The organism is Amycolatopsis kentuckyensis (assembly GCF_041679295.1).
In the GTDB taxonomy this organism is placed as follows: domain Bacteria; phylum Actinomycetota; class Actinomycetes; order Mycobacteriales; family Pseudonocardiaceae; genus Amycolatopsis; species Amycolatopsis kentuckyensis_A.
In genome coordinates this window covers 575,069-598,196 of sequence record NZ_JBGDMD010000005.1, presented here as the reverse complement: position 1 = coordinate 598,196, position 23,128 = coordinate 575,069, and the positions used below count along the sequence as shown (strand labels likewise).

Annotated in this window: 29 protein-coding genes; 17 read left to right on the top strand and 12 right to left on the bottom strand. The window is 71.4% G+C overall.

Features of this window, described 5'->3' with window-relative positions; all coding sequences use genetic code 11:
* Positions 1 to 40: 40 nt before the first annotated feature.
* The 5 genes from ACERZO_RS23550 to ACERZO_RS23530 all read right to left on the bottom strand — a co-directional run bounded on the left by ACERZO_RS23550 (position 41) and on the right by ACERZO_RS23530 (position 3,348).
* Complete coding sequence (locus tag ACERZO_RS23550) at positions 41 to 1,039, bottom strand: aminotransferase class V-fold PLP-dependent enzyme (RefSeq protein ID WP_372666884.1); 999 nt, start codon at positions 1,037 to 1,039, stop codon at positions 41 to 43.
* Between the two features lie 31 nt (positions 1,040 to 1,070).
* Positions 1,071 to 1,820: an isocitrate lyase/PEP mutase family protein gene (locus ACERZO_RS23545; RefSeq protein WP_372666883.1), complete on the bottom strand. Its 750-nt coding sequence runs from the start codon at positions 1,818 to 1,820 to the stop codon at positions 1,071 to 1,073.
* A 42-nt stretch (positions 1,821 to 1,862) separates the two neighbouring features.
* Positions 1,863 to 2,234: a winged helix-turn-helix transcriptional regulator gene (locus ACERZO_RS23540; RefSeq protein WP_372666882.1), complete on the bottom strand. Its 372-nt coding sequence runs from the start codon at positions 2,232 to 2,234 to the stop codon at positions 1,863 to 1,865.
* A gap of 40 nt (positions 2,235 to 2,274) precedes the next feature.
* A complete protein-coding gene (locus tag ACERZO_RS23535) occupies positions 2,275 to 2,847 on the bottom strand; it encodes a TetR/AcrR family transcriptional regulator (protein ID WP_372667217.1) in 573 nt (190 codons plus the stop codon).
* A gap of 66 nt (positions 2,848 to 2,913) precedes the next feature.
* The gene (locus ACERZO_RS23530; protein WP_372666881.1) at positions 2,914 to 3,348 is read right to left on the bottom strand and encodes an SRPBCC family protein; all 435 of its coding nucleotides are present in this window, start codon (positions 3,346 to 3,348) and stop codon (positions 2,914 to 2,916) included.
* A 23-nt stretch (positions 3,349 to 3,371) separates the two neighbouring features.
* Here ACERZO_RS23530 and ACERZO_RS23525 point away from each other — a divergent pair, with 23 nt between their 5' ends.
* The 5 genes from ACERZO_RS23525 to ACERZO_RS23505 all read left to right on the top strand — a co-directional run bounded on the left by ACERZO_RS23525 (position 3,372) and on the right by ACERZO_RS23505 (position 6,709).
* A complete protein-coding gene (locus tag ACERZO_RS23525) occupies positions 3,372 to 3,905 on the top strand; it encodes a TetR/AcrR family transcriptional regulator (RefSeq protein ID WP_372666880.1) in 534 nt (177 codons plus the stop codon).
* A gap of 121 nt (positions 3,906 to 4,026) precedes the next feature.
* Positions 4,027 to 4,425 (top strand): hypothetical protein, encoded by a 399-nt coding sequence (locus ACERZO_RS23520; protein WP_372666879.1) that lies wholly within the window; start codon positions 4,027 to 4,029, stop codon positions 4,423 to 4,425.
* Positions 4,422 to 4,607 carry a hypothetical protein gene (locus tag ACERZO_RS23515; RefSeq protein WP_372666878.1) on the top strand — a complete coding sequence of 62 codons (186 nt, stop codon included), beginning with the start codon at positions 4,422 to 4,424 and terminating at the stop codon, positions 4,605 to 4,607. The genes ACERZO_RS23520 and ACERZO_RS23515 overlap by 4 nt, the downstream gene beginning before the upstream one ends.
* A gap of 45 nt (positions 4,608 to 4,652) precedes the next feature.
* Positions 4,653 to 5,339 (top strand): response regulator, encoded by a 687-nt coding sequence (locus ACERZO_RS23510; protein ID WP_372666877.1) that lies wholly within the window; start codon positions 4,653 to 4,655, stop codon positions 5,337 to 5,339.
* Positions 5,336 to 6,709 (top strand): sensor histidine kinase, encoded by a 1,374-nt coding sequence (locus ACERZO_RS23505; RefSeq protein WP_372666876.1) that lies wholly within the window; start codon positions 5,336 to 5,338, stop codon positions 6,707 to 6,709. The genes ACERZO_RS23510 and ACERZO_RS23505 overlap by 4 nt, the downstream gene beginning before the upstream one ends.
* On the opposite strand, the gene ACERZO_RS23500 is transcribed toward ACERZO_RS23505, so the two are convergent.
* Positions 6,663 to 7,076: an ester cyclase gene (locus ACERZO_RS23500; RefSeq protein WP_372666875.1), complete on the bottom strand. Its 414-nt coding sequence runs from the start codon at positions 7,074 to 7,076 to the stop codon at positions 6,663 to 6,665. The two genes, ACERZO_RS23505 and ACERZO_RS23500, sit on opposite strands and share 47 nt — an antisense overlap.
* Positions 7,077 to 7,156: 80 nt before the next feature.
* Between ACERZO_RS23500 and ACERZO_RS23495 the strand changes: the two genes are divergently transcribed.
* The 7 genes from ACERZO_RS23495 to ACERZO_RS23465 all read left to right on the top strand — a co-directional run bounded on the left by ACERZO_RS23495 (position 7,157) and on the right by ACERZO_RS23465 (position 13,472).
* Positions 7,157 to 7,708, top strand: coding sequence for a TetR/AcrR family transcriptional regulator (locus ACERZO_RS23495; protein WP_372666874.1), 552 nt, complete (start codon positions 7,157 to 7,159; stop codon positions 7,706 to 7,708).
* Between the two features lie 10 nt (positions 7,709 to 7,718).
* Positions 7,719 to 8,624 (top strand): LysR family transcriptional regulator, encoded by a 906-nt coding sequence (locus ACERZO_RS23490; protein WP_372666873.1) that lies wholly within the window; start codon positions 7,719 to 7,721, stop codon positions 8,622 to 8,624.
* Between the two features lie 115 nt (positions 8,625 to 8,739).
* Entirely contained in the window at positions 8,740 to 9,876 is a 1,137-nt protein-coding gene (locus tag ACERZO_RS23485) for a CaiB/BaiF CoA transferase family protein (RefSeq protein ID WP_372666871.1), read from the top strand.
* A 15-nt stretch (positions 9,877 to 9,891) separates the two neighbouring features.
* The gene (locus ACERZO_RS23480; protein WP_372666870.1) at positions 9,892 to 10,635 is read left to right on the top strand and encodes a crotonase/enoyl-CoA hydratase family protein; all 744 of its coding nucleotides are present in this window, start codon (positions 9,892 to 9,894) and stop codon (positions 10,633 to 10,635) included.
* Positions 10,632 to 11,378 carry an acetoacetate decarboxylase gene (locus ACERZO_RS23475; protein WP_372666869.1) on the top strand — a complete coding sequence of 249 codons (747 nt, stop codon included), beginning with the start codon at positions 10,632 to 10,634 and terminating at the stop codon, positions 11,376 to 11,378. The genes ACERZO_RS23480 and ACERZO_RS23475 overlap by 4 nt, the downstream gene beginning before the upstream one ends.
* Positions 11,375 to 12,280 (top strand): 3-hydroxyacyl-CoA dehydrogenase NAD-binding domain-containing protein, encoded by a 906-nt coding sequence (locus tag ACERZO_RS23470; protein ID WP_372666868.1) that lies wholly within the window; start codon positions 11,375 to 11,377, stop codon positions 12,278 to 12,280. Before ACERZO_RS23475 ends, ACERZO_RS23470 begins: the two co-directional genes overlap by 4 nt.
* A 1-nt stretch (position 12,281) precedes the next feature.
* Positions 12,282 to 13,472, top strand: a complete 1,191-nt coding sequence (locus ACERZO_RS23465) for an acyl-CoA dehydrogenase family protein (RefSeq protein ID WP_372666867.1) — start codon at positions 12,282 to 12,284, stop codon at positions 13,470 to 13,472.
* 4 nt (positions 13,473 to 13,476) lie between these two features.
* On the opposite strand, the gene ACERZO_RS23460 is transcribed toward ACERZO_RS23465, so the two are convergent.
* Both ACERZO_RS23460 and ACERZO_RS23455 read right to left on the bottom strand, forming a co-directional pair.
* Entirely contained in the window at positions 13,477 to 14,673 is a 1,197-nt protein-coding gene (locus tag ACERZO_RS23460; protein ID WP_372666866.1) for an LCP family protein, read from the bottom strand.
* A 186-nt stretch (positions 14,674 to 14,859) separates the two neighbouring features.
* Entirely contained in the window at positions 14,860 to 15,585 is a 726-nt protein-coding gene (locus ACERZO_RS23455) for an SDR family NAD(P)-dependent oxidoreductase (protein WP_372666865.1), read from the bottom strand.
* Between the two features lie 344 nt (positions 15,586 to 15,929).
* On the opposite strand from ACERZO_RS23455, the gene ACERZO_RS23450 reads away from it, so the two are divergent.
* Positions 15,930 to 16,904, top strand: coding sequence for an RNA polymerase subunit sigma-70 (locus tag ACERZO_RS23450; protein ID WP_372666864.1), 975 nt, complete (start codon positions 15,930 to 15,932; stop codon positions 16,902 to 16,904).
* A 145-nt stretch (positions 16,905 to 17,049) separates the two neighbouring features.
* On the opposite strand, the gene ACERZO_RS23445 is transcribed toward ACERZO_RS23450, so the two are convergent.
* A complete protein-coding gene (locus ACERZO_RS23445; protein WP_086679434.1) occupies positions 17,050 to 17,313 on the bottom strand; it encodes a WhiB family transcriptional regulator in 264 nt (87 codons plus the stop codon).
* Positions 17,314 to 17,506: 193 nt separating this feature from the next.
* Positions 17,507 to 18,139, bottom strand: coding sequence for an endonuclease (locus tag ACERZO_RS23440; RefSeq protein ID WP_372666863.1), 633 nt, complete (start codon positions 18,137 to 18,139; stop codon positions 17,507 to 17,509).
* 159 nt (positions 18,140 to 18,298) lie between these two features.
* On the opposite strand from ACERZO_RS23440, the gene ACERZO_RS23435 reads away from it, so the two are divergent.
* Positions 18,299 to 18,784: an RNA polymerase sigma factor gene (locus ACERZO_RS23435; RefSeq protein WP_372666862.1), complete on the top strand. Its 486-nt coding sequence runs from the start codon at positions 18,299 to 18,301 to the stop codon at positions 18,782 to 18,784.
* A 146-nt stretch (positions 18,785 to 18,930) separates the two neighbouring features.
* On the top strand, positions 18,931 to 19,527 hold the full coding sequence (gene shbA, locus ACERZO_RS23430; RefSeq protein ID WP_372667216.1) for an RNA polymerase sigma factor ShbA: 597 nt from the start codon (positions 18,931 to 18,933) through the stop codon (positions 19,525 to 19,527).
* On the opposite strand, the gene ACERZO_RS23425 is transcribed toward shbA, so the two are convergent.
* The gene (locus ACERZO_RS23425; protein WP_372666861.1) at positions 19,524 to 20,357 is read right to left on the bottom strand and encodes a LysR family transcriptional regulator; all 834 of its coding nucleotides are present in this window, start codon (positions 20,355 to 20,357) and stop codon (positions 19,524 to 19,526) included. The two genes, shbA and ACERZO_RS23425, sit on opposite strands and share 4 nt — an antisense overlap.
* Before the next feature lie 96 nt (positions 20,358 to 20,453).
* Between ACERZO_RS23425 and ACERZO_RS23420 the strand changes: the two genes are divergently transcribed.
* On the top strand, positions 20,454 to 21,422 hold the full coding sequence (locus tag ACERZO_RS23420; RefSeq protein WP_372666860.1) for a bile acid:sodium symporter family protein: 969 nt from the start codon (positions 20,454 to 20,456) through the stop codon (positions 21,420 to 21,422).
* A gap of 69 nt (positions 21,423 to 21,491) precedes the next feature.
* A complete protein-coding gene (locus ACERZO_RS23415) occupies positions 21,492 to 22,013 on the top strand; it encodes a dihydrofolate reductase family protein (protein ID WP_372666859.1) in 522 nt (173 codons plus the stop codon).
* Here the strand turns inward: ACERZO_RS23415 and ACERZO_RS23410 are convergent, their stop codons facing one another.
* Entirely contained in the window at positions 22,014 to 22,997 is a 984-nt protein-coding gene (locus ACERZO_RS23410; RefSeq protein ID WP_372666858.1) for a phage baseplate protein, read from the bottom strand.
* Between the last annotated feature and the right edge of the window lie 131 nt (positions 22,998 to 23,128).

Sequence of the window (23,128 nt, the reverse complement as noted above, 5' to 3'; positions counted from 1 at the left end):
AACCACGGGGCCATACGGTAGTTCACCGCCCCGGCGGCGTTCACTCCAATGCGCGTAAGACGCGTTCGACGTCGTCAGCGGTGTTGTAGAGGTGGAAGCCGACGCGCACCCGGCCGCCGCGGACGCTCGAGACGATGCCCGCCGCCGCGACCCGCTCCGGATCGGCGTCGAGCGAGACGATCGCGGTGCTGCGCGGCGGCAGCCCGAGCTTCTCGAGCAGCAGGTCGGCGAGGCCGGTGTTGTGCGCCGCGACCTGCGCGAGGTCGAGCCCGCCGAGGTACTCCAGCGCGGCGGCGGCGCCGACTTGGGCGAGCCAGACGGGCGAGAGGTCGAACGCGCGGGCGTCGCCGGCCAGGCGCAGCGGGAGGCCGTAGACCGTGGTCCACGGGTCCTCCCCCGCGTACCAGTTCGCCGCGACCGCCCGGGTGCGCTCGTGCGCGTCCGGCCGCACGTACAGCCACGAGCAGCCGCGCGGGGACAGCAGCCACTTGTAGCCCGCGGCGACCACCCAGTCCGCCCAGGCGACGTCCAGGGGCAGCCAGCCGACGGTCTGGGTCGCGTCGAGCAGCACCGCCGCCCCCGCGGCCTCGGCGGCGGCCCGCAGGGCGGGGAGGTCGACGAGCCGGCCGTCGGCGGACTGGACGACGCTCACCGCGACGACGTCGTGGCCCTCGACCCGCTCCGGCAGTGCCTCGAGCGGCACCTCGGTCATGGCGAGGCCCTGCGCCGCGAAGGGGAACGTCACGCTGGTGAAATCCCCTTCGGCGGCGAGCACGCGGGTGCCGGCGGGCAGCGCGGCGGCGACGTTGGCGACCAGCTGCGAGGCCGACGCGCCGATCGCGACCCGCCCGGGCTCGACGCCGAGCAGGCGCGCGAACCCGGCCCGCGACCGGTCGACGTACTGGTCGAACTCCCCCGGCCGCGTCGCACCGGTGCGCCACCGTTCGACGGACTCGGCGACCGCCGCCGCCACCGGGGCCGGCGGGATGCCGACGCTGGGCGTGTTCAGGTATCCGGGCGGGACGGCGAAGTCGGTCATGGGCTTCAGGCTGGCAGACCGGGCAAGCCGATTACGGCAGCAGCGCGACGACGTCGGCGTAGGTCGGCGGGCTCGGCGGCAGGTCCCGGCCGTCGCGGATCGCCACCGCCGTCCCGGCCGCGGCTCGGAGGGCCATGCGGTACGGGAGCGAGCCGAGGCTGACCCGCGCGACGCCCAGCTCCGCCAAACCGGCGAAGGTGACTTTGCCGGGGAGGAACAACAGGTTGACGGGAAGGCCCAGGTCGACGATCTTCTCGATGTCCGCCGGTGCGGCCAGGCCGGGGACGAAGATGCCGTCCGCGCCGGCGTCCGCGTAGGCCTTCGCCCGTTGTTCGGCTTCTTCGACGGAGTGGTCGCCCGCCCAGTGGGTGTCGGTGCGGGCGTTGAGGAAGAGGGCCGGCACACGGTCTTTGACGGCCTTGATCAGGGCGACGTGGTGGTCGGCCGGGCCGAGCCCGTCTTCGAGGTTGACCCCGACGGCGCCGGCCTCGGCGAGTTCCGCGGCAAGATCGGCGACGGCGGCGGGATCGGCGCCGAAGCCGTCGGCGATGTCGACGCTGACGAGGACGTCCAGCCGGGTCAGGCGCTTCGCGAGGGCAACGGTGGCGTCCCGCGTCGAGGGGGCGCCGTCGGGTTCGCCGGCGGCCGCGGAGACGCCGAGGCTCGTGGTCCCGAGGGCGCGGAAGCCCTGGGCGGCAAGGAATGCGCCGACGCCGAACTCCCACGCGTTCGGCAGCAGGAGCGGGGAACCGGGGATGTGGAGGGCGCGGAATTCGTCCATGCCCCCGAACCTAGGAGCGGGACGCTTCGGTGGACGCCGAACTCAGGCCGACGCGGGGGTGTGCTCCGCGTCGTAGGCTTCGCGGGCCTCCTGGACCGCCGTCATGTGCCGGCGGGCCCAGCGGTCCAGCATGTCCAGCGGCTCCGACAAGTTGCGTCCCAGGGCCGTCAGCTCGTACTCCACCTTCGGCGGGATCACCGCGTACGCCGTGCGCGTCAGGATCCCGTCGCGGACCAAGCTCCGCAGCGTCTGCGTCAGGACCTTCTGGGAGATCCCGTCCACCCGGTGGGCGATCTCGGTGAAGCGCAGCGGGCCGTCCCTCAGCGCGCCGACGATCAGCACCGTCCACTGGTCGCCGATGCGGTCGAGCAGCTGGCGGGTCGGGCAGTTGCGGTCGAACGGGTTCGGCAGCACGGCGTGTCTCCTTACTTTCCGCGGGAGAGTAACACGCCGTTCAGACAGTGGCCATCAACGTCGTGAACAGCAGCCTGAGGTGGCGGCGGCCGCGCTCCCAACGGGCCTCCAGCTCGTCCTGGTCCCGTGTCGCCCAGCTCGCGATCAGGATGCCGCGCACCACGTCCATCGCCGTGTACACCGCATGCAGGAACTCGTGGTGCTCCGCGTGCTCCGGCAGCAGCGCCTTGCCGAACTCGACCAGGCTCGACGTCGCGATCGGCTCGACCGCCGCCATCTGGCCGCGCAGGTCCGGGTCGGTCCGGGCGGCGACCCACAGTTCGACCGTCGCCGAGAACACCGGCCCCTGGTGCATCTCCCACATCAGCTGCAACGCGTCGCCGACCGGGTCGCTGGACGCGCGGAGCCGGTCGAGCTCGGCCATCGCGACCTCGGTGCGCTTGCGCGCGAGGTGCCGGACCGCCGACGTCACGAGGTCGGCCTTCGTCGGGAAGTGGTGCACCTGCGCACCGCGCGTGACGCCGGCGCGGTCGGCCACCCGGGTCGTCGTCGTGCCCGCGTAGCCGTACTCGACGAGGCAGTCGATCGTCGCGTCGAGCAGCCGGACGCGCATCGCCGCGCTGCGTTCCTCCTGGGTGCGGCCGGTCGATCCCCGTCGTGGCGCTGACATGCGCCTACTTTATGGGGCCACCGGCGCCGCCTCGACCAGCCCCGCCACGACCCGCCCGATGAAGCGGGCGAGGAACCGGCGGTAGAACCAGCCGGTGCCGGGGACCTTCGCCGTGAACGACGAGTGCCAGTGGATCTCGGTGCCGCCATCGACCGGCGCGAGGTCGACGTAGGCGACGTAGTCCCGCAGCGGCAACCCGTGGTCGAGCGCGTAGCCGAACCGGCGACCGGGCTCGAGCGCGACGATCTCCTCGTACGAGCGGACGCCGCCGGTCCGGAACAGCCGGATCGCGCCGAGCCCCTCCGGTTCGTCCCTACCCTCGCGAACCAGCTCGAACGACCCCAGCGGCGACCAGCGCGGCCAGCTCGCGCCGTCCCGCAGCAGCGCGTACACGGTGTCGGGGTCCGCAGCGGTCACCCCGCGCACCGAGATTTTCTGTACCATTTGGTACGTGTACCATTCGGTACATGATCGACGCAAGCCCGCGCGCGAAGCTCCTCGACGCGGCGATCGACCGCATCGCCCACCACGGCGGCGCCGGGCAGAGCCTCCGGGCGCTGGCCGCGGACCTAGGCACCAGCCACCGCATGCTGATCTACCACTTCGGCTCGAAGGAAGGCCTGCTCACAGCGGTGGCGCGCGAGGTCGAGGCCCGCCAGCGAGCAGCGCTGGCCGACCTGGACCCGGCAGACTTCTGGCACCGGCTCACCGCCGACGACCTGCGCGCGAACGAAAAGCTGTTCTTCCAGCTCTACGGCCAGGCCCTGGGCGGCACGCCGGGCACGGGAGAGTTCCTGAACGGCATCATCGAAGACTGGCTGGCCCCGATCGAGGCGCTGCTGGCCGAGCGCGGCGTGCCCGAAGCCGACCGCCCCGCCCACGCCCGCCTAGGCCTGGCCGTAACGCGAGGTCTGCTACTGGACCTCGTCACGACGGGCGACCGCAAAGCGGTGAACGCGGCAATGGCGCAGTTCCTGTCAATGTACGAGCGGACCACGTGACGCGAGAGCTTCGGGGTGCCGGGCAAAAACGCCCTTACAAACCCCGAACACTGAACGGACGCCCCCCGAACACCACCCCGCAAAAGTTCTCCCCGCACCCGACGAACCCAAGGGAGAAACGATGCGACGAACCACCTGGACGAGGCTGGCACTGGCGGGCTGCGGAACCGCGGCCTGCCTCCTGGTGGCGGCCCCACTGGCCTCGGCCCAAACAACGGCGCCGGTAGCGCCGATCACGCTCAGCCCCGAGGAGTCGCAGCAGGTCTGCTCGGACTGGGTGCCGAAGCTGCAGAAGAAGGCCGACAACCTGAAGACGCGGATCAACGGCGGCCCGGAGGTGCCCGGCTCGGTCGCGAACCTCAAGGCGCGGGCCCAGGACCAGCGCGCCAAGGGCCACGAAGACCGCGCCAAGAAACTCGACGACCGCGCCACCAAGCGCCAGGGCCGGATCGGGGAGATCGACGCGGCCAAGCAGAAGCTCGACGCCTTCGCGTCCGCGCACTGCAAGCCGGCCAAGTGAGGGGCGCGAGGGTCGCGGCGGCGGTCGGGGCCGCCGCGCTCATCGCGCTCGGCTGCTCGGCCTGCCGGGACAACCTGGTCGGCTCGCCGTCCGGCAACCCGCCCGCGTCCTCGGAACTGAGCGGCATCGAGTCGACGCTCAACGGCATCGAATCCGACATGAACAGCGATGGCTCCCCCTGACCCGCTAGCGTCTCCCCGTTGGTGACGGCGGCGACGGGAGCGGGCATGGGGTCACCGGGACGCGGCCTCGTCCTCGTGGTCGAGGACGAGGCCGCGATCGCCGAGCTGGCCGCGCTGTACCTCAAGCGCGACGGCTTCGGCGTACACGTCGAGGCCGACGGCGGCCGCGCGCTGGACGCCGTCCGGCGGCTCAAGCCGGTGGCGGTCGTGCTCGACATCGGACTGTCCGGAATGGACGGGATCGAGATCTGCAAGGCGCTGCGCGCGGCCGGGGACTGGACGCCGGTGCTGTTCGTCACCGCCCGCGACGACGAGCTGGACCGCCTGCTGGGCCTGGAGATCGGCGCCGACGACTACCTGACCAAGCCGTTCAGCCCGCGCGAGCTGGCGGCCCGCGTCCGGACCGTGCTGCGGCGCGCTTCCGGGGCGACGCCGGCGGCGGAGACGTTCGCCGTGGGCGGCGCGCGCGTCGACGTCACCAGCCGCCGCGCCTGGGCCGGCGACACCGAGATTTCCCTGACGTCGACGGAGTTCGACCTCCTCACGCACCTGCTCCGGCACCCGGGGCAGGTGCTTTCGCGCGACCAGCTGCTGAGCGCCGTCTGGGGGTACGCCGCCGCGGCGGGCACGCGCACGGTCGACGTCCACGTGGCGCAGCTGCGCGCGAAACTCGGGCCGGCCAGTCCGATCAGGACGGTCCGGGGCATCGGCTACGCGGCGGACCCGGCGTGAAGGGCACCCTGGCCGGGCGGATCACGCTCGTGTGCCTGGCGGTGGCGGGCGTGGCGGTGATCGTCGCCGGCCTCGTCGCGGCCCGGCTGATCCGGACGACGGCGGACAACGTGCTGCAGTCGTCCCTGTCCGCGCAGGCCGACGTGGTCGCGACGCAGCTCGACGACACCGGGATCGGCAACCGGCTGGGCGTCGGCAAGGTGGCCGACGTCGTGCGCGGGCAGGGCATCTCGGTGGTGGTCCGGCGCGCGGGCGGCGCGCAGGTGCTCGGCGAAGCGGTCGCGGTGCAGGCCGCGGGCAAGCTCGGGCTCGGCGCGGACCACTCCGGACGTGTCACGGTCGGCGGCTCGCAGTACCTCGTCGAGACGCGGGTGGTCGGCACGCGCGGCGCGGCGTTCGCGCTGGTCCTGCCGGCGCGCAACGCCGAAGCGACGCAAAAGGCGCTGGTGCGCAACATCGCGCTGGCGCTGGGGATCGGGCTGCTGGTGGCCGCGCTCGCGGGCTTCGTGTCGGGCCGGTTGCTGGGCCGTCCGCTGCGCCGGGCGGCCGCGGCGGCGGGGTCGTTGCGGGCCGGCCGGCGGGACGTGCGGGTGCCGGTCCAGGGGCCGCGCGAGGTGGCGGAGGTCGCGGGGTCGTTGAACTCGCTGGCCGACGCGCTGGCGGTGAGCGAGGCCCGGCAGCGGGACTTCCTGCTGTCGGTGTCGCACGAGCTGCGGACGCCGTTGACCGCGGTGACGGGCTTCGCCGAGGCGATCGCGGACGGCGTCGCTTCCGGTGACGACGCGGTGCGCGCGGGTCAGACGATCCAGCGCGAGGCAGTGCGGCTGGAGCGGTTGGTGACGGACCTGCTGGAGCTGGCCCGGCTGGGCGCGGACGAGTTCCGCCTCGACGTGACGTCGCTGGATCTGGGTGCGCTGGTCCGCGACTGCGCGGAGGTGTGGCAGCTGCGGTGCGCGCGGGAGGACGTCGAGCTGCGGATCTCGGCGCCTCCTTCGCCGGTAGTGGTGGTGGCGGACGCGCGGCGGCTGCGCCAGGTGGTCGACGGGCTGGCGGAGAACGCGCTGCGGGTGACGCCGTCGGGCGCGCCCATGGTGTTCGCGCTTTCCACCGACGGGTCCGCGGCGCACCTGTCGGTCCGCGACGGCGGGCCGGGGCTGGCGCCGGAGGACTACCCGGTGGCGTTCGAGCGGGGAGTGCTGAACGCGCGCTACCGCGACCGGCGGCCGGTGGGGTCCGGGATCGGGCTGGCCCTGGTGCACGGGCTGGTGACGCGGATGGGCGGGGCGTTGACGGCGGGCCCGGCCCCGGAAGGCGGCGCAGCGTTCACGATGGCGTTCCCCCTGGCGCCAGCTGGGCCGCGCGGTCGGTGACGTCCATCAGCGCCCAGTGCTCGACCACCCGGCCGTCGCGGACGCGGATCATGTCCATGCTGGTCACGGCGTAGCTGCGCCCGGTCGCGATCTCCGTTCCGGTGCTCGTGTAGCGGTTCACCGAGAACTCGCCGGCGGCGACGTTCTGCTCGACCCGCACGCCGATGTCGCGGAAGCCGGCGAAGATCCCGCCGTCCAGCATGGCCTCCCACTTCGCCCGCCAGGCGTCGATGCCGTGGTGGTCGCCCCCGGCGCCGCCGCGGTGGTCGACGACGTCCGGGTCGATGTAGCGCAGGCCTTCCGCGACGCTCTCGGCCGTGAACGGCGTCAGTGCGATCAACCGGCGGTGCACTTCGGCGGCGTCCATGCTCGCTCCTTAAGTGGGGAGTTCCCCGGATAGGGTGCGGCTACGCTAACCGGGGAAGTCCCCGTTTGGCAAGGAGCGCGATGCCCGCACGAGCCCGCCGGTCCGACGCCCGCGACAACCACGCGCTCCTCCTCGCCGCGGCGAAGGAGGTGTTCGCCGAGGACGGCCCGGACGCCCCACTCGACCGCGTCGCCCGCCGCGCCGGCATCGGCAACGCGACGATGTACCGGCACTTCCCCAGCCGCCGCGAACTGGTCATCGCCGTGTACGCGAGCGAAGTCGCTTCACTGACGGCCAACGCGCGTCTCGACTCGGCCGACCCGGGCGCGGAGCTGTTCGCCTGGCTCGCGGCGTTCGTCGAGCACGTCCGGGACAAGCGGGACCTCGCCATGTCGCTGACCACGCCGGCCGGCGACCACGAAACGCTGTTCGCCCAGTGGCACGCGGCGGTGAACGAGACGGCCGCGGCCCTGGTGGACCGCGCGAAGGCGGCCGGCGCCATCGCCGCCGACACCGAGGCCCTCGACCTCCTCCTGCTCGCCACCGGCGTCGCGCTCTCGGGCGCGGCGGACCGCAGCGGCCGCCTCCTGGACCTGGTCCGCCGGGGCGTGTCGATCCCGGGCGGGCCGTAGGGTTCGGGGCATGGAGATGCTGCACCTGCGCTACTTCGTCGCGGTCGCCGAGGAACTGAACTTCTCCGCGGCCGCGCGGAAGCTGCACATGGCCGCGTCTCCCCTCTCGCAGCGGATCAAAGACCTCGAACACGAGCTCGGCCAGCAGCTGTTCGACCGCAGCACCCACCACGTCACCCTCACCGCCGCCGGGACCGCGCTGCTGCCGCTCGCGCGGGACGTCCTCGAACGGGTCAGCGCGATTCCCTGGAAGATGCGGGAAGCGACCCGGCCGCGGCGCAGCACCGTCTTCCTCGGCATGCCTGCCGGCGTGCACCCCGACCTGCGGGACCGCGTCAACGCCCTCGCCGGGCGCGTTCACGAAAGCTACGAGCTGAAACGGTGGCCCGGCACCACCGCCGATCTCGTGCAGGGCGTGCACGAGGGCAAGCTCGCCCTCACCCTGGCCCGGCTGCCCGTCACCGATCCGGCACTGGAGCAGGTGCCCGTCATGTCGGAACGGCTCGGCGCAGTCGTCCCGGCCGACCTCTTCGCCGGGCGGGACTCGGTGAGCCTCGCCGAGCTGACCGAATTCCCGTACGTGGCCTCACCAGGGGAAATCACCCCCGCGTATTTCGACCAGCTCGACCACCAATTGACCGAACTGGGTGTCAAGAAACGCATCCGGCTGACCAACACCGGCTACGGCGGGACGTCGGAAATCATTTCCAGCGGTGAAGCCTTTTCCATTTCGATGCTCGACGAGAAGAGCCCGATGCACGGCTACCGGCTCGACAACGTCATCGTCCTGCCCTTCACCGATTTCCGCCCGCAGCTGGACACCGGCCTGCTCTGGCGCCGCGATCGCGCCGACGGCGACCTGCGTGAGCTCGTCGAGGCCGCGAAAGAGATCTTCGCGGAGCCGCTGACCACCTAGAATGGTATGACCACTGCGGTCACACCATTGTTCGTATCATGATCATTCCCTTTCGTGCCGACCGCGCCTACGTTCGTAAGTAGAGCGAAAGAGCAAGGCGCGAAAGGACGGAAAGATGACGACCGGACCGCTGGACGGCGTGCGCGTGATCGACCTCTCGACCGTGGTGATGGGCCCGTACGCGGCTCAGATCCTGGGCGACCTGGGCGCCGACGTGATCAAGATCGAGTCCCCCGCGGACACCGTGCGGGTGGGCCAGTACCGCACCACGCCGGGCATGACCGCGCTCAACCTCAACGTCAACCGCAACAAGCGCAGCGTGGCCCTCAACCTCAAGGACGACACCGAGCGCGAGCAAGCGTGCAAGCTGATCGACACCGCCGACATCCTGATCACCAACATGCGCCCCGGCGCGCTGAGCCGGCTCGGCCTGAACTACGCCGACGTCGCCGAACGCAACCCGCGCCTGGTCTACGCCCACGCGCAGGGCTTCCGCGGCGACTCGCCCCAGGCCGGCAACGCCGCCTACGACGAGACCGTGCAGGCCTCCTCCGGCCTGGTCGACGTCGCCAACCGCGCGCTCGGCGAGCCGGTCTACCTGCCGACGATCATCGGCGACAAGGTGTCGTCGCTGACCATCGCCTACAGCGTGCTCGCCGCGCTGGTCCACCGCGACCGGACCGGGCAGGGTCAGCAGATCGAAATCCCGATGACCGACACGCTGCTCGCGTTCAACCTGGTCGAGCACCTCGCGGGCCACACCTACGAGCCGGCCGAGGGGCCCACCGGGTTCGCGCTGTCGATGACGAAGGGCCACGCGGCGGTCCGCACCAAGGACGGTCTCGCCTGCGTCATCCCCTACAACCCGAAGAACTTCCGCGACTTCTTCGCCGCCGCCGAGCGCCCGGACCTCGCCGAGGACCCGCGTGTCAACGGCGAGGCCATCGACCGCGCCGACAACGAGTGGCTGACCGAGCAGATCGCCGCCTGCGCGCCGGCGTTGACCACCGAGGAGTGGGCGGAGGTCTGCGCGAAGCACAGCATCCCGATGGCACCGGTGCTGGAGCTGGACAAGGCCCACGAGAACCCCTACGTCCGCGACGGCCACCTGCTCGACACCGTCGAGCACCCGAGCGAGGGCACCATCCGCACGGTCGGCATCCCGGTGAAGTTCTCCGCGACGCCCGGCTCGATCCGCCGCCTGGCCCCGCTGGCCGGCGAGGACACCGCCGAAGTCCTCGCGGAACTCTGAGAAAGAAGCACGACCATGACCGAAGTACGCACCGAGCGGATCGGCAGCACCCTGCTGATCACGATCGACCGGCCCCAGGCCCGCAACGCGGTCAACGCCGCCGTCGCCGCCCAGCTGGCCGCCGCCCTGGACGAACTGGAAGCCGACCCCGCGCTCCGGGCGGGCGTCCTGACCGGTGCCGACAACACCTTCAGCGCCGGCATGGACCTCAAGGCCGCGCTGAAGGGCGAGTCCCCGGACATCCCGGGACGCGGGTTCGGCGGCCTCACCGAAGCCGAACTGGCCAAGCCGCTGATCGCCGCGGTGGAAGGCTTCGCGATGGGCGGCGGGTTCGAACTCGCCCTCGGGTGCGACCTGATCGTCGCCGCCGAAGACGCGAAGTTCGGCCTCCCCGAAGTGAAGCGCGGCCTGATCGCCGCGGGCGGCGGCGTGCTCCGGCTGCCCCAGCGGATCCCGCACCACCTGGCGATGGAGTTCCTGCTGACCGGCGAGCCCGTCACCGGCCGCCGCGCGGGCGAGCTGGGCCTGGTCAACCGCGTGACGCCGGCCGGCGACGCCGCCGCCGTCGCGCTGCAGCTGGCCGAGAAGCTGGCGGAGAACGCACCGCTCGCGCTCGCCGCCGTCAAGAAGATCGTGCGTGCCGCGGATCCCGCGGCGGTGCAGCGCGAAGAAATCAAGAAGCTGATGCAGTCCGCCGACGTCCGCGAAGGCATGACCGCCTTCGCCGAGCGCCGCGCTCCGAAGTGGACAGGCGAATGAAGATCGAAGAAGTCCGGCAGCACGTGACCACTCCCCTGACCGCCCCGGCGTTCGCGCCGGTGGTCCCGAGGTTCACGAACCGCGAGTACCTGAACATCGTCTACCGCACCGACGCCGACGCCCTGCGCGCGGTCGTCCCGGAACCGCTGCGGGTCGAAGAACCGTTGGTGCGCTTCGAAGTCATGAAGATGGGCGACGTCTCCGGCTACGGCCCGTACACCGAGTCCGGCCAGGCGATCGAGGTCAGCTTCGACGGCGAACGCGGCGAGTACCTGCACGCGATGTACCTCGACAACTTCCCGGCGACCGCGTCCGGGCGCGAGGTGAGCGCGTACCCGAAGACCGTCGGCAGCCCGAACCTCTATGTCGACAACGGTGTCCTGGTGGGCACGTTGGACTACGGGACGCTGCGGGTCGCGACCGCGACGATGGGCTACAAGCACCACGAGCTGGACGCCCGCGAGGCGGAACGCCAGATCACCGTCCCGACTTTCATGCTCAAGACGATCCCCGGCTACGACGGCGCGCCGCGCGTCCAGGAACTGGTCCGCACCGAGATCACCGACGTCGTGGTCAAGGAGGCCTACACCGGCCCCGCGCGGCTGCAGCTGTTCCAGCACGTCCTCGCACCGCTGGCGGACTTGCCCGTCCTGGAGGTGGTCTCCGCCAGTCACATCCGCACCGACCTGACGCTCGCCCCGGTCAAGCCGGTCTTCGACTACCTGAAGGGAGCCCGGTCATGAAGAACGCCGCTGTGATCGGCGCGGGCACCATCGGCCTGTCCTGGACGGCACTGTTCGCCCACCACGGCCTGATCGTCCGGGTCACCGATCCCCGGCCCGACCTCGCCGAGGCCGTCGCCGACGCGCTGAAGACGTTCGCGCCACACCTGGGCACGACCGCCGCCGATCTGGCGAGCCGGGTGAGCATCGCCGCCGACGTGACCGAAGCCGTGCGAGACGCGGATGTCGTGCAGGAGAACGGTCCCGAGAACGTCGAGTTCAAAAAGGACTTGTTCAAGCAGCTCGTCGCGGAAGCCCCGGACCACGCGTTGTTGCTCAGCTCGTCGAGCGCCATCCCGTCGACGGCGTTCACCGAAGAGATCGACGGGACGCGTGTCCTCATCGGACACCCGTTCAACCCGCCGCACCTGATCCCGCTGGTCGAGGTCGTCCCCGGCGAGCAGACCAGCGACGATTCAGTGCAAGGCGCCGTCGAGTTCTACACTTCCCTCGGCCGGACGCCGGTCGTGGAGCGCAAGGAGATCCCCGGGTTCGTCGGCAACCGGCTGCAGAACGCGCTGAGCCGCGAGGCGATCTACCTCGTCGAGCAGGGAGTGGTGACTCCAGCCGAACTGGACATCATTTTGACCAGGTCGCTCGGTATCCGCTGGGCGACCGTCGGGCCGTTCCTCGGCTCGCACCTCGGTGGCGGTCCCGGCGGCTACCGGCACATGGCCGAGCACATCGGCAAGTCCATGAAGAAGATGTGGGCCGGCCTGGGCAACCCCAGCCAGAGCCCCGAAGAGCAGGAACGGCTCATCGAAGCCGTCGAACAGGCTTACGGCTCCGCCACGTACTCGGACCTGGCCGAGACGCGCGACCGCAAGCAGCTCGCCGTTCTGCACGCAGTGGAGGAGAACTGACATGGAACCGCTCAAGGACAAGCTGACCGCCGACTTCTACGACTTCGAGGCGCTGCTCCCCGACGACGAGCGCAAGCTGCTCGTCAAGGCGCGCGAGTTCATGACCGATGACGTCAAGCCGCTGGTGAACGAGAACTGGGAAGCCGGCACCTTCCCGAAGGAACTCATCGGGATGTTCCGCGAAAGCGGCCTCGCCGGCCTGCCGTACGAGGGCTACGGCGAGCACAAGCCCGCGGTCAGCCACCTGCTCACCGGCATGATGGCGATGGAGATGAGCCGCACGGACGCGTCCGTCGCGACGTTCTTCGGTGTCCACAACGGACTCGCGATGTACTCCATCCACAGTGGAGGGAGCCAGGAGCAGCGTGACCGCTGGCTGCCCGAGATGGCCGCCATGGACAAGATCGGCGCGTTCGCGATGACCGAGCCCCTGGGTGGATCGGACGTCGCAGGCGGCATGAGGACTACAGCCAAGCGGGACGGCGACACCTGGGTCCTCGACGGCGCCAAGAAGTGGATCGGCAACGCCACCTTCGCCGACTACGTCGTCGTCTGGGCGCGGGACGTCGACGACAACCACGTCAAGGGGTTCGTCGTCGAGAAGGGCACGCCGGGCTTCGTGCCGGAGAAGATCCAGGGCAAGACCGCGTTCCGGATCGTCGAGAACGCCGAGATCACCCTCACCGGCGTGCGCGTCCCGGAAGCCAACCGGCTGCAGGGCATCAACGGCTTCCGCGACGTCGCCGAGATCCTGCGAGCCACCCGCGGCGGCGTCGCGTGGCAGGCGCTGGGCGTGATGATCGGCGCGTACGAAGCCGCATTGGCCTACGCGCAGGAGCGCACGCAGTTCGGCCGGCCGATCGCGCGGTTCCAGCTGGTGCAGGACCTGCTCGTGAAGAGCCTCGGCAACATCACCGCGTCGTGGGGCATGCTCGTGCAGCTCGCCCGGCTGCAGGACGCGGGGATCTTCAAGGACGAGCACTCGTCGCTGGCCAAGGCGTTCGTCACCTCGCGGATGCGGGAGGTCGTCGCCTGGAGCCGGGAGATCTTCGGCGGCAACGGGATCGTGCTCGGCTACGACGTCGCGCGGTTCTTCGCCGACGCCGAGGCGATCTACTCGTTCGAAGGCACGCGCGAGATGAACACCCTGATCGTCGGCAAGGCGATCACGGGACAGTCCGCGTTCGTCTGATCACTCAGTTGACGCAGCCGGCGGCCGCCGTGGTCGCCGGCTGCTTGCTGTCCGCGGTCCTGGTGGTGGTCGCCGCCACCGGCTTGACGCCACCGGCGGTGTCGTCACCCGAGGCCTGGACCGCCGGCGTGCTGATCGCCGTCCGGACGAACTGCTGGACCTGCGCCGGGTCGACCTTCACCGCGTCGCCGTCCGACGGCGTCGCCAGCGAGAGGCTCTGCACCGGGATGGTGGCGAACGCGATCGCGCCGGAGCTCATGCCCCGCAGCTGCTGCGCGAAGCTCAGCACGTCCCAGCCCTTGTCGAGGACCACGGCGCCCTGCACGGCGTTGACCAGCGCGTTCAGCTTCGACACGTCGGTGAACGTGCCCGCGCTCAGGACCTTCTTGGCCATCCCGGACAGGAACGCCTGCTGCCGCGCGATGCGGTCGAGGTCGCCGTTGGCCAGGCCGTGGCGCTGCCGCACGAACGCGAGCGCCTGCGCGCCGGAAAGCGTTTGCGGGCCGGCCGGGAAGTCCGCGCCGGAGTAGCTGTCGTGCACCGGCTCCTTGAGGCAGACCTCGACGCCGCCGACGGCCTGCGACAGCGCGTCGAAGCCGGCGAGGTTGATGGCCGCGTAGTGGTTGATGGTCAGCCCGGTGAACTTCTGCACGGTCTGGATCGCGGTCTTCGCGCCCGCCTCGTTCGCCGCCACCTCCAGCTGCGCGCCGGAGAGACCCTGGGCGCGCAATCCGGACATCGCGGCGTTCTTGCCGCGGCTGTAGGCGGAGTTGATCTTGTGCTTGCCGTAGCCGCCCGCGATGTCCACATAGGAGTCGCGCGGGATCGAGATCGCGGTGGCGGCGGCACCGCCCGCCGGGATGTGGACGACGATCATCGTGTCGGTGGTGTCGCCGCCGTCGTCGCCACTGCCGGCGTGGAGGGCGTCGAGCACGTTCTGTGGCAACGGGTTGCCGTACGCGTCGGTACGCGCGTCGATCCCGACGAGCAGGATGTTCTGGGCGACCTTGAGCGGTTCGCCGGGGATGGTGTCCTCTTCGTCCACTTGCGCCGACGGCGGGATGACGTCGGCGGTGACGAGGCCGTCGTCCAGCTTGCTCAGCTGCGACCAGGCGTACCCGGTGGCGCCGAGCACGAGCGCCGACACGACGCCGAGCGCGACCCGCCCGCCGATGCGACGCCCCCGGGACGACAGCAGCACGACACTTCCCCTTGCTTCCCTCTGGTGGATCCCCTCCTTCGAGGATCACCGCGTTAGCTGGGAATCAGCTGAGAAAGTTGTCGAAAAACTGTGACGCTAGCCGAACGGCCGAGCGTTCCGGGGAGTTTCGCGACGCACTGTGCCGGAACGCGTACGCGCGAGTGCTGTGGTTGCGGCCACAGTGGGTCAGCGCGGCATCCTGCGCCACACCGCGCGCGGCAGCAGGCGCATCGCGAAGAAGACCGGACGGAGCACACCGGGCACCCAGACGACCCCGCGCCGCTTCCGCAGCGCGGCGACGGTCGCGTCGGCGACCTGGTCCGGCGTGCTCGAGAACGGCGCCGGGCTCATGCCTTCGGTCATCCGCCCGATGACGAAGCCGGGCCGGACGAGCAGCAGGTGGACGCCGGAGCCGTGGAGGGCATCGGCGAGGCCGCTCGCGAAGCCGTCGAGGCCGGCCTTCGCGGAGCCGTAGACGTAGTTGGCGCGGCGCACGCGAACCCCGGCGACGGAGGAGAACACGACGAGGCTGCCGCGACCCTGGGCGCGCAGCAGGTTCGCGGCGTGGGTGAGGACGCCGACCTGGGCGACGTAGTCGGTGTGCACGATGGCGGCGGCGTGGGCGGCGTCTTCTTCGGCGCGGGCCTGGTCGCCGAGGATGCCGAAGGCGAGCACGACAACGTCGAGCGGCCCGTGTTCGGCGGCGACCTTCTCGAGGAAGGGGCCGTGGCCGGCGAGGTCGTCGGCGTCGAAGTCGACGGTTTCGGCCTTCCCGAGGCTCGCGACGGCGGCGGTGAGGTCCGTGCCGGGGCGCGCGGCGAGGACGACCTTGTCGTGGTCGTTCGCCAGGCGTCGCGCCACGGCCAGGCCGATTTCGCTGCGGCCGCCGAGGACCAGGACTGTTCCGCTCACGGGGGCAGTCTTCCAGCTGTGGGTGGCCGGGCGCGGGCCGCCTGTCTTGAATGAGTCATTCAGGGCGTTGGAGGTCCTGAGTGACTCATTCAAGACCGTTGGCCGGGGATCCGCGGGGGCGAGCGCGAGCCGAGGCACGCGGTGGCGCAAGGCAGGCCAAGCACCGGACCCGCGGGGGCGCGCCTACCGCGCGACCCGATGTCTTGAATGAGTCATTCAAGACCGTTGGGGCGGGGGTGGGGGCGGCGGGCAGGCGCGAACCCGAGCGCTCACCCCGCGGCCCCGACGCCCGCCACCAGCCGCGAAGCCCTCAATCCCACCCCCGCATGCGCTACCTTGCCCCGGTGGGGCGTGCGCTGGATTTCGAGACTCTCGTCGAACGGCATCGGCGGGAGATCCAGGTGCACTGCTACCGGATGCTCGGCTCGCTCGGGGATGCCGAAGACCTCGCCCAGGAAACCTTCCTGCGCGCCTGGAAGGCCCGCGATCGCTTCGAAGGCCGGGCCAGTGTGCGGACCTGGCTCTACCGGATCGCCACCAACGCCTGCCTCGACGTCCTCGCGCGGCGGCCGCGGCGGGTGCTGCCCGATCAGCTCGGTCCCGCCGGGCAGCCCGACGGCCCGATCGCGGCCGCCGATCTGCCGTGGCTCGAGCCGTTCCCCGACCGCCTGCTCGACGAGGCCGGGCCGGACGCCGCCGTCGTCGAACGGGAGACCATCGAACTCGCCTACCTCGCCGCCGTGCAGTACCTGCCGCCGCGGCAGCGGGCCGCGCTCGTCCTGCGGGACGTTCTCGGGTGGTCGGCCAAGGAGACCGCCGAACTGCTCGAGACGAGCGTCGCGTCGGCGAACAGCGCCCTCCAGCGGGCCCGCGCGACCCTGCGTGAACGACTGCCCGCCCACCGTACCGAGTGGACGGCCGGCGATCCGACAGCCGAGGAAACCGCGCTGCTCAAGCGGTTCATCGCCGCCTACGAACAGGGTGACCCGCAAGCCGTCGCCCGGCTGCTGCACGAAGACGCCCGCGCGGTCATGCCGCCGTACGAGCTCTGGTTCGGCAGCGCCGCGGCGATCGTGCGCGCGCTGTCGCTGTCGATGGACCCGGCGTCGCCGCACTGCGTCGGCCGCTTCCGGATGCGCCCCACGCGCGCCAACCGCCAGCCCGCCGTGGCGACCTGGCTCCGACGGCCGGGCGAGGCCGAGTACCGCTGGTTCGGCGTCTCCCTGCTCACGATCGAACACGGGCTGATCACGGAGCTGGCCGCCTTCGAGTCCGTCCCGGCGGCGGCGTGGGGACTGCCGGAAATCCTGCGTGAATGAGCACGATGACCACGGGCGGGCGTGAAAAAACCCGGGCGGGCGATTCACGGGGAATCACCCGCCCGGGCGCACACCCATCCGGAAAGTAATTCTTCCGATTCGGGTTCGTCCTCGAGGCCGCCGGGAAGAGGTCACCGGGCGGCGATCAAGCAGCTCGGTGCCGCTGCGGCGCGGTACGCGCCAGCCGGCGTCGGTCCTCGGCGGTGGTTCCGCCGAAAACACCGTGGTCCAGGCCGTTGTCCAGCGCGTAGCCGAGGCATTCGGCGCGCACCGGGCAGCGCGCGCACACGGCCTTGGCCTGCGCCGTCTGCCGGGCGCCGGGGCCCACCGCGGAGATGGGGAAGAACAGTTCCGGGTCCTCGTCCTTGCAGGCCGCGAGTTCCGCCCAGCCCGTCATCGTGGCTTCCATTTCCTTCGTTCACCTCCCTCTACTTCTTCTGTTTCCCATTGTCGTGGCGCGTCAACCGACTTGACGCTCGCGGGCGCGCGAGCGCATCCGCGTGGGTCAAGGGGGTTTTGGCTTCGGTCCCCGGCTCACCCTCCGGGCAACCAAGACTGCAACACATGAGAGTACGCCCTTCTTCCCGGGATCTCGATGTCGATCACGTCACCCGATCGGCGAGACCGCGCTCCAGCGCGACCCGCACGAGAGCCGCCGCGAAGTGCGCCAGCTCGCCGGGACCGACCAGCCTCGCGAGCCGACCGGGCTGCGTCGGGAGGCCGAGCTTTCCGGCCCCCTGCAACGCTTTCCCGTCCAGGTGCGGACGAAACTCCGGCCACACCAGCTGCACCTCCCTGGCGAAGATGTCCGCACCCACCGGGCCGAGCCGCGGCACCTTCCCGAGGAGCCCGGCCAGTGTCCGGAATTCGCCGTTCGCGGCCTCGCGCACCCGCCTCAGGTCCCCGCGGTACTCGTCGAGCAGGTACCGCGCGCCCTCGCCGAGCGCCGTCGCGGTCTGTTCGTCGTAGCGCTTGTAGTGCGCGCGGCCGAGGGCGGCCACCCGCTGCCGCCACGTCGAGTCCGCCATGGCCCTCGCCGTGCCCATCCCCGCGGCCCGCAGCTCCCGGGCCGCGTCGACCGCGATGCCCGCCTTGATCCGGGTCGAGAGCAGCACCGACAGCACCAGCAGCCGGTAGAGCGGCGCCGGCTGGTCGGCGAGCTTGATGCCCGCCTGGGCGGCGTAGGTCGGACCTGCCTCCGCCAGCAGGCGCCGGACCGTGTCTCGCTGGGTCATCGGGTCCGGGTACCCGAGATGCCCTCGCCCATTCGTCACCGCTCGTCACCGATCCGGAGCAGGCCATTACTCCGACCGAGCAGTCTTGATCGAATCGTTACACGTGGGAGTCATCTCGGCGCACTTGTTCCAGTGGAGGCGAGGGGTGGTGAGGGGTCCGTGTGCGCTGACGACGATTTCGACGCGTTCTTCCGCGCCGACTTCCCCCCGCTCGTGGCGTTCCTGTGCAAGGCCGGGTTCGAGGTCGAAATCGCCCGTGACGTCGCCGTCGAAGCGATGCTCCACGCGCTGGAGGCGTGGCCGGTCGCCGAGGACCCGCGGGCCTGGGTGCGCCGCGTCGCCGGCCGGCTGCTCGACGCGGTGGACGACGCGCGCGCGGACTGGACGCCGGACGACCCGCAGGACGACGAGAAGCTGGCCGTGCTCGTCGACCAGCACGCGGCGTTCATCGACCTGCTCGCCTCCCTGCCCGGTCAGCAGCGGATGGTGCTCGCGTGGTCGCTCGACGGCTTCACGCCGACCCAGATCGCGAACGCGCTGAGCATCGCCCCCGCGACCGTCCGTTCCAACCTCCGCCACGTGCGGGAACGCCTCAGGCGCCACCGGGCCGCACCGCCCGGCGACCAGCGGGACAGGGAAGGGTGAGCACCATGCCGGCAACCGAGTACGGGGACCGGGCGATCACCGAGCTGCTGCGGGAGTCCAACACCGCGCTGCACGACTCGCTGCGGGTCGGCCTCGACGTGGAGGGCACGCTGCTGCGGGTGCGCAGCCGCGCCCTCGTCCGCGAGATCGCCGCGACGCAGCCCGCGCAGGCGTTCCCGGCGCACTGGCGGCGCCACGACGAGCCGGTCGCCGACGCGATCGCCGGCGACGACGCCGCGACCGCCCGCCTGCTCGCCACCATCCGGCCGCTGGTGGTGCGCTACTGCCGCGCCCGCGTCGGGCGGCACGAGCGGTCGTTCGCCTCGGCCGACGACGTCGCCCAGGAGGTGTGCGTCGCCGTGCTCACCGCGCTGCCGTCCTACCGCGACCAAGGCCGGCCGTTCCTCGCGTTCGTCTACGGCATCGCGCAGCACAAGGTCGCCGACGCCCACCGCGCCGCGGCCCGCAACCGCTCCGACCCGGTCCCGGAGATCCCCGACGGCGTGTCCGACGCGGACGGCCCGGAGCAGCACGCCCTGCGGTTCGAGCTCAACGAGCGGCTGGCGCGGCTGCTGGACGTCCTGCCGGCCAAGCAGCGCGAGATCGTCGTGCTGCGGGTGGTCGTCGGGCTGTCGGCGGAGGAGACGGCGGACGCGGTGGGCTCGACGCCGGGCGCGGTCCGCGTCGCCCAGCACCGCGCGCTCGGGCGGCTGCGCAGGCTCTTGACGGGCGAAGAGGACTAGCGCCGGACGTAGTCGAGGACGAACTCCTCCAGCGCCGCGGCCGGTCCCTCCTTCGACTCGCGGGCCAGCAGCATGAACTCGATGTCGCCGGGTTCGGGCAGGCCGGCCAGCTCGACGAGGTCGGCGGGCACCAGGCTGCGCGCGTGCAGGGTGACGCCGAGCCCGGCGGCGGCCGCGGCCCGCAGGCCGGTGAGGCTCGACGTCTGGCACGCGGCGCGCCACTCGAGGCCCGCGCGTTCGAGGCACTCGACGGCGAGCTGCCGCGTGATCGACGGCATCGGGTACTGCACCAGCGGCACCGGCAGGCCGGGCTCCAGCACCGTCGCCGCCGAGCCGATCCAGACCAGCGGCTCCCGCCAGAGCAGCCGCCCGTGGTGCGCCCCCGGGCGGCGCTTGCCCAGCACCAGGTCCAGCTGACCGGCGCGCAGCCGCTGCGCGAGGACGTCCGACAGCTCGACGGTCAGTTCGACGTCGACGAGCGGGTGGCTGCGGCGCAGCCGGTTCAGGATCTCCGGCAGCTCGCCGAGCGCGAAGTCCTCCGAGACGCCGAAGCGCACGCGGCCGCGCAGCTCGGCGCCGCGGAAGTGCCGCTCCGCGCGTTCCTCGGTGTCGACGATCGTCTGCGCGAAGCCCAGCATCGCCTGGCCGCGCGCGGTGAGCTCGACGGTGTGCGTGTCGCGCGCGAAGAGCAGCCCGCCGGAGTCGCGCTCCAGGCGCCGGACGTGCTGGCTGACGGTCGGCTGGCCGACGCCCAGGCGCCGCGCGGCCGCGGTGAAGCTGCGCGTCTCGGCGACGGCGAGGAACGAACGGCACAGGCGCGGGTCGAGCACGCGGCCACTTTATCGTGATTCGCGATGACAGTCAGTCCGGTCATCGGGGTTCACAATGAGCGTGGCGGAGCCGAGAATTGCTCTGGAAGGAGATCCATGTCCCGGTTACGTCTCGACCCCTTCGTCCTCGCCATCCTCGCCACGGTCGGGGTCGCCACCCTCCTGCCCGCTTCGGGCGTCGTGGCGGACGGCTTCAGCACCGCCACGACCATCGCCGTCGGGTTGCTGTTCTTCCTGTACGGCGCCCGGTTGTCGACGCAGGAGGCCCTCGACGGGCTACGTCACTGGCGGCTGCACGCGGTGGTGCTGGCGGCCACGTTCGTCCTGTTCCCGCTACTCGGCCTGGCGCTCACGCTGCTGCCGTCGTCGGTGCTGCCCGCCGAGCTCGCGGCCGGGGTGCTGTTCCTCGCCGTGCTGCCCTCGACGGTCCAGTCGTCGATCGCGTTCACCTCGATCGCCCGCGGCAACGTCGCGGCGGCGATCTGCAGCGCGTCGCTGTCCAACCTGGCCGGGATCGTGCTGACCCCGCTGCTGGTGGCGCTGCTGCTGGCCGGCGACGGCGCCGGCGTCGACGGTTCGGCCGTGCTCGGGATCGTGCTGCAGCTGCTGGCGCCGTTCGTCGCGGGCCAGCTGGCGCGGCGCTGGATCGGCGACTGGATCACCCGCAATTCCGCGCCGCTCAAGCTGTTCGACCGCGGTTCGATCCTGCTGGTGGTGTACACCGCGTTCAGCGCGGGCATGACCGAAGGCATCTGGCACCGGCTCGACGTCGTCCCGCTGCTGGTCCTCGTCGGCCTCTGCGGCGTGCTGCTCGCGGCGGTGCTGACGGCGACCGGCTGGGGCGCCCGCCTGCTCGGGTTCGCGCGGGCGGACCGGATCACGATCGTGTTCTGCGGGTCGAAGAAGAGCCTGGCGAGCGGGCTGCCGATGGCGACGGTGCTGTTCGGGCACGCGCAGGTGGGGCTGATCGTGCTGCCGCTGATGCTGTTCCACCAGATCCAGCTGATCGTCTGCGCGTCGCTGGCGCGGCGGTACGCCGCCACCCCGGAACTCGTCCCGGCCTGATCTTCCGACCGATGAGTTTTCCGGCGGCCTTCGTCGGTACGGGGTGACACCTCTACGGAAGGCGGCACCATGGCGAAGGTCCTCTACCACATCACGATGTCCCTCGACGGCTTCGTCGCGGCACCCGGCGACGACATGACGTGGCTGTCCGGCCTGCACGCGGGGCCGAACCCGGTCGTCGAGCGGGTGATCGGCGGGATCGGGGCGATCGTGATGGGGCACCGGACGTACGCACCCGCGACGACGGCGGAGGGCAAGGTCTACGGCGGCCGCTGGGACGGCCCGATCTTCGTGGTGACCCGCTCGGCGGCGCCGTCACCCGGGTTCACGCTGGTCCCGGACCTCGCGGAGGCCGTGTCGGCGGCTTCCGAGGCGGCGCGTGACGGGTACGTGGCGGTGCTGGGCGCGACAACGGCCCGGCGGTGCTGGGAAGCCGGGCTGCTGGACGAGGTGCTGGTGCACATCGCCCCGGTCCTGCTCGGCGACGGCGTGCGGCTGTTCGAGCGGCCGGGCGGTGCACCGGTGCGGCTCGAGGTCCTGGAACTGAGCCACGCCGGGCCGGTTGCGAACGCCTGGTACCGCGTCCGGTGATCACCCCACGAGGACGTTCTTGTAGAAGATGTTGGCGTAGCGGTTGACGTTGTCCAGGCTGCTGCGCGAGCCGAAGCCGAGGAAGAGCCGGGTTTCCCCGTCGGCCGTGCGGTAGATCGCCATGCCCTCCGGTTCGCGGTAGACGAGCGACTGCCCGGCTTTGGTCAGCGCGCGGCTCTTGACCGCGCCGGTGTTCATGTCGATGCGCGTCACGTAGGAGTCGATGTCCGCGGCGTCGGCGTGACCCTCTCCGTCCAATGTGTACAGGTGGTCGCCGAAGATGGTGTAGCCCTGGAAGACAACGCTTTCCGTGCTGAGCGCGGGCTGCGGGAAGTGCGCGAGCGGCGCGGAGAAGTCCCCGGCGGCCGCGCTCGCGAGGGGGAAGACGCTGTACCACATCTTGCCGCCTTCGCTGCGGCGCACGGCGATCCGGTGGTAGACGGGGTCGGTGGCGCAGGTGATGGTTTTGCTGCCGGTGAGGAACTTCTTCACCGACGGCGTCCCACCGTCGACGAACTTGAAGCGCGCCAGCGCGGTGCCGCGGGCGTCGGTGGTGGTGCCGTCGGCGTCGCACTCCATCCAGAGGTAGGAGGCGGTGCCGACGGGCTCCACCCCGATCGACACCCCGTGCCCGGCGTGGGCGAGGTGCATCGAGCCGAGCAGCTCGCCGCTGAAGCTGAGCTGGTTGACACAGAGGTCGTCCCCGGAGGTGCCGTTCTGGGCCTGGACGACGAAGAGCCGGCGGTTGACGTTGTCGAAGGCGAAGCCCTGCATGACGTGGTGGGACTCGTGGAGCATCTTGCTCCGGAAGAGGTCGTAGGAGGGCTGGGTGATGTCGAAGTAGGGCGAGGCGGGGACGTCGGCGCGCGCGGTCCCGGCTCCGAGGGCGGCGCCGGCCCCGAGCGTGGCGGCGGTGGCGGCGGTCGCGCGGAGGAGCGTCCGCCGGGACAACGTCCGGCCGGCGGTGGTCGGGAAGAGGTTCATGGGACGGAGGTTGCAACGGCGGCGTACACACGCCGTACAAACCGGGTGTACATCCGAGGATTCGCGCGTGGCAACGAAGGGCCGCCGGACGACGCCCCGGCTTACCGGCGCGCGGGCACCGGCAGACGACA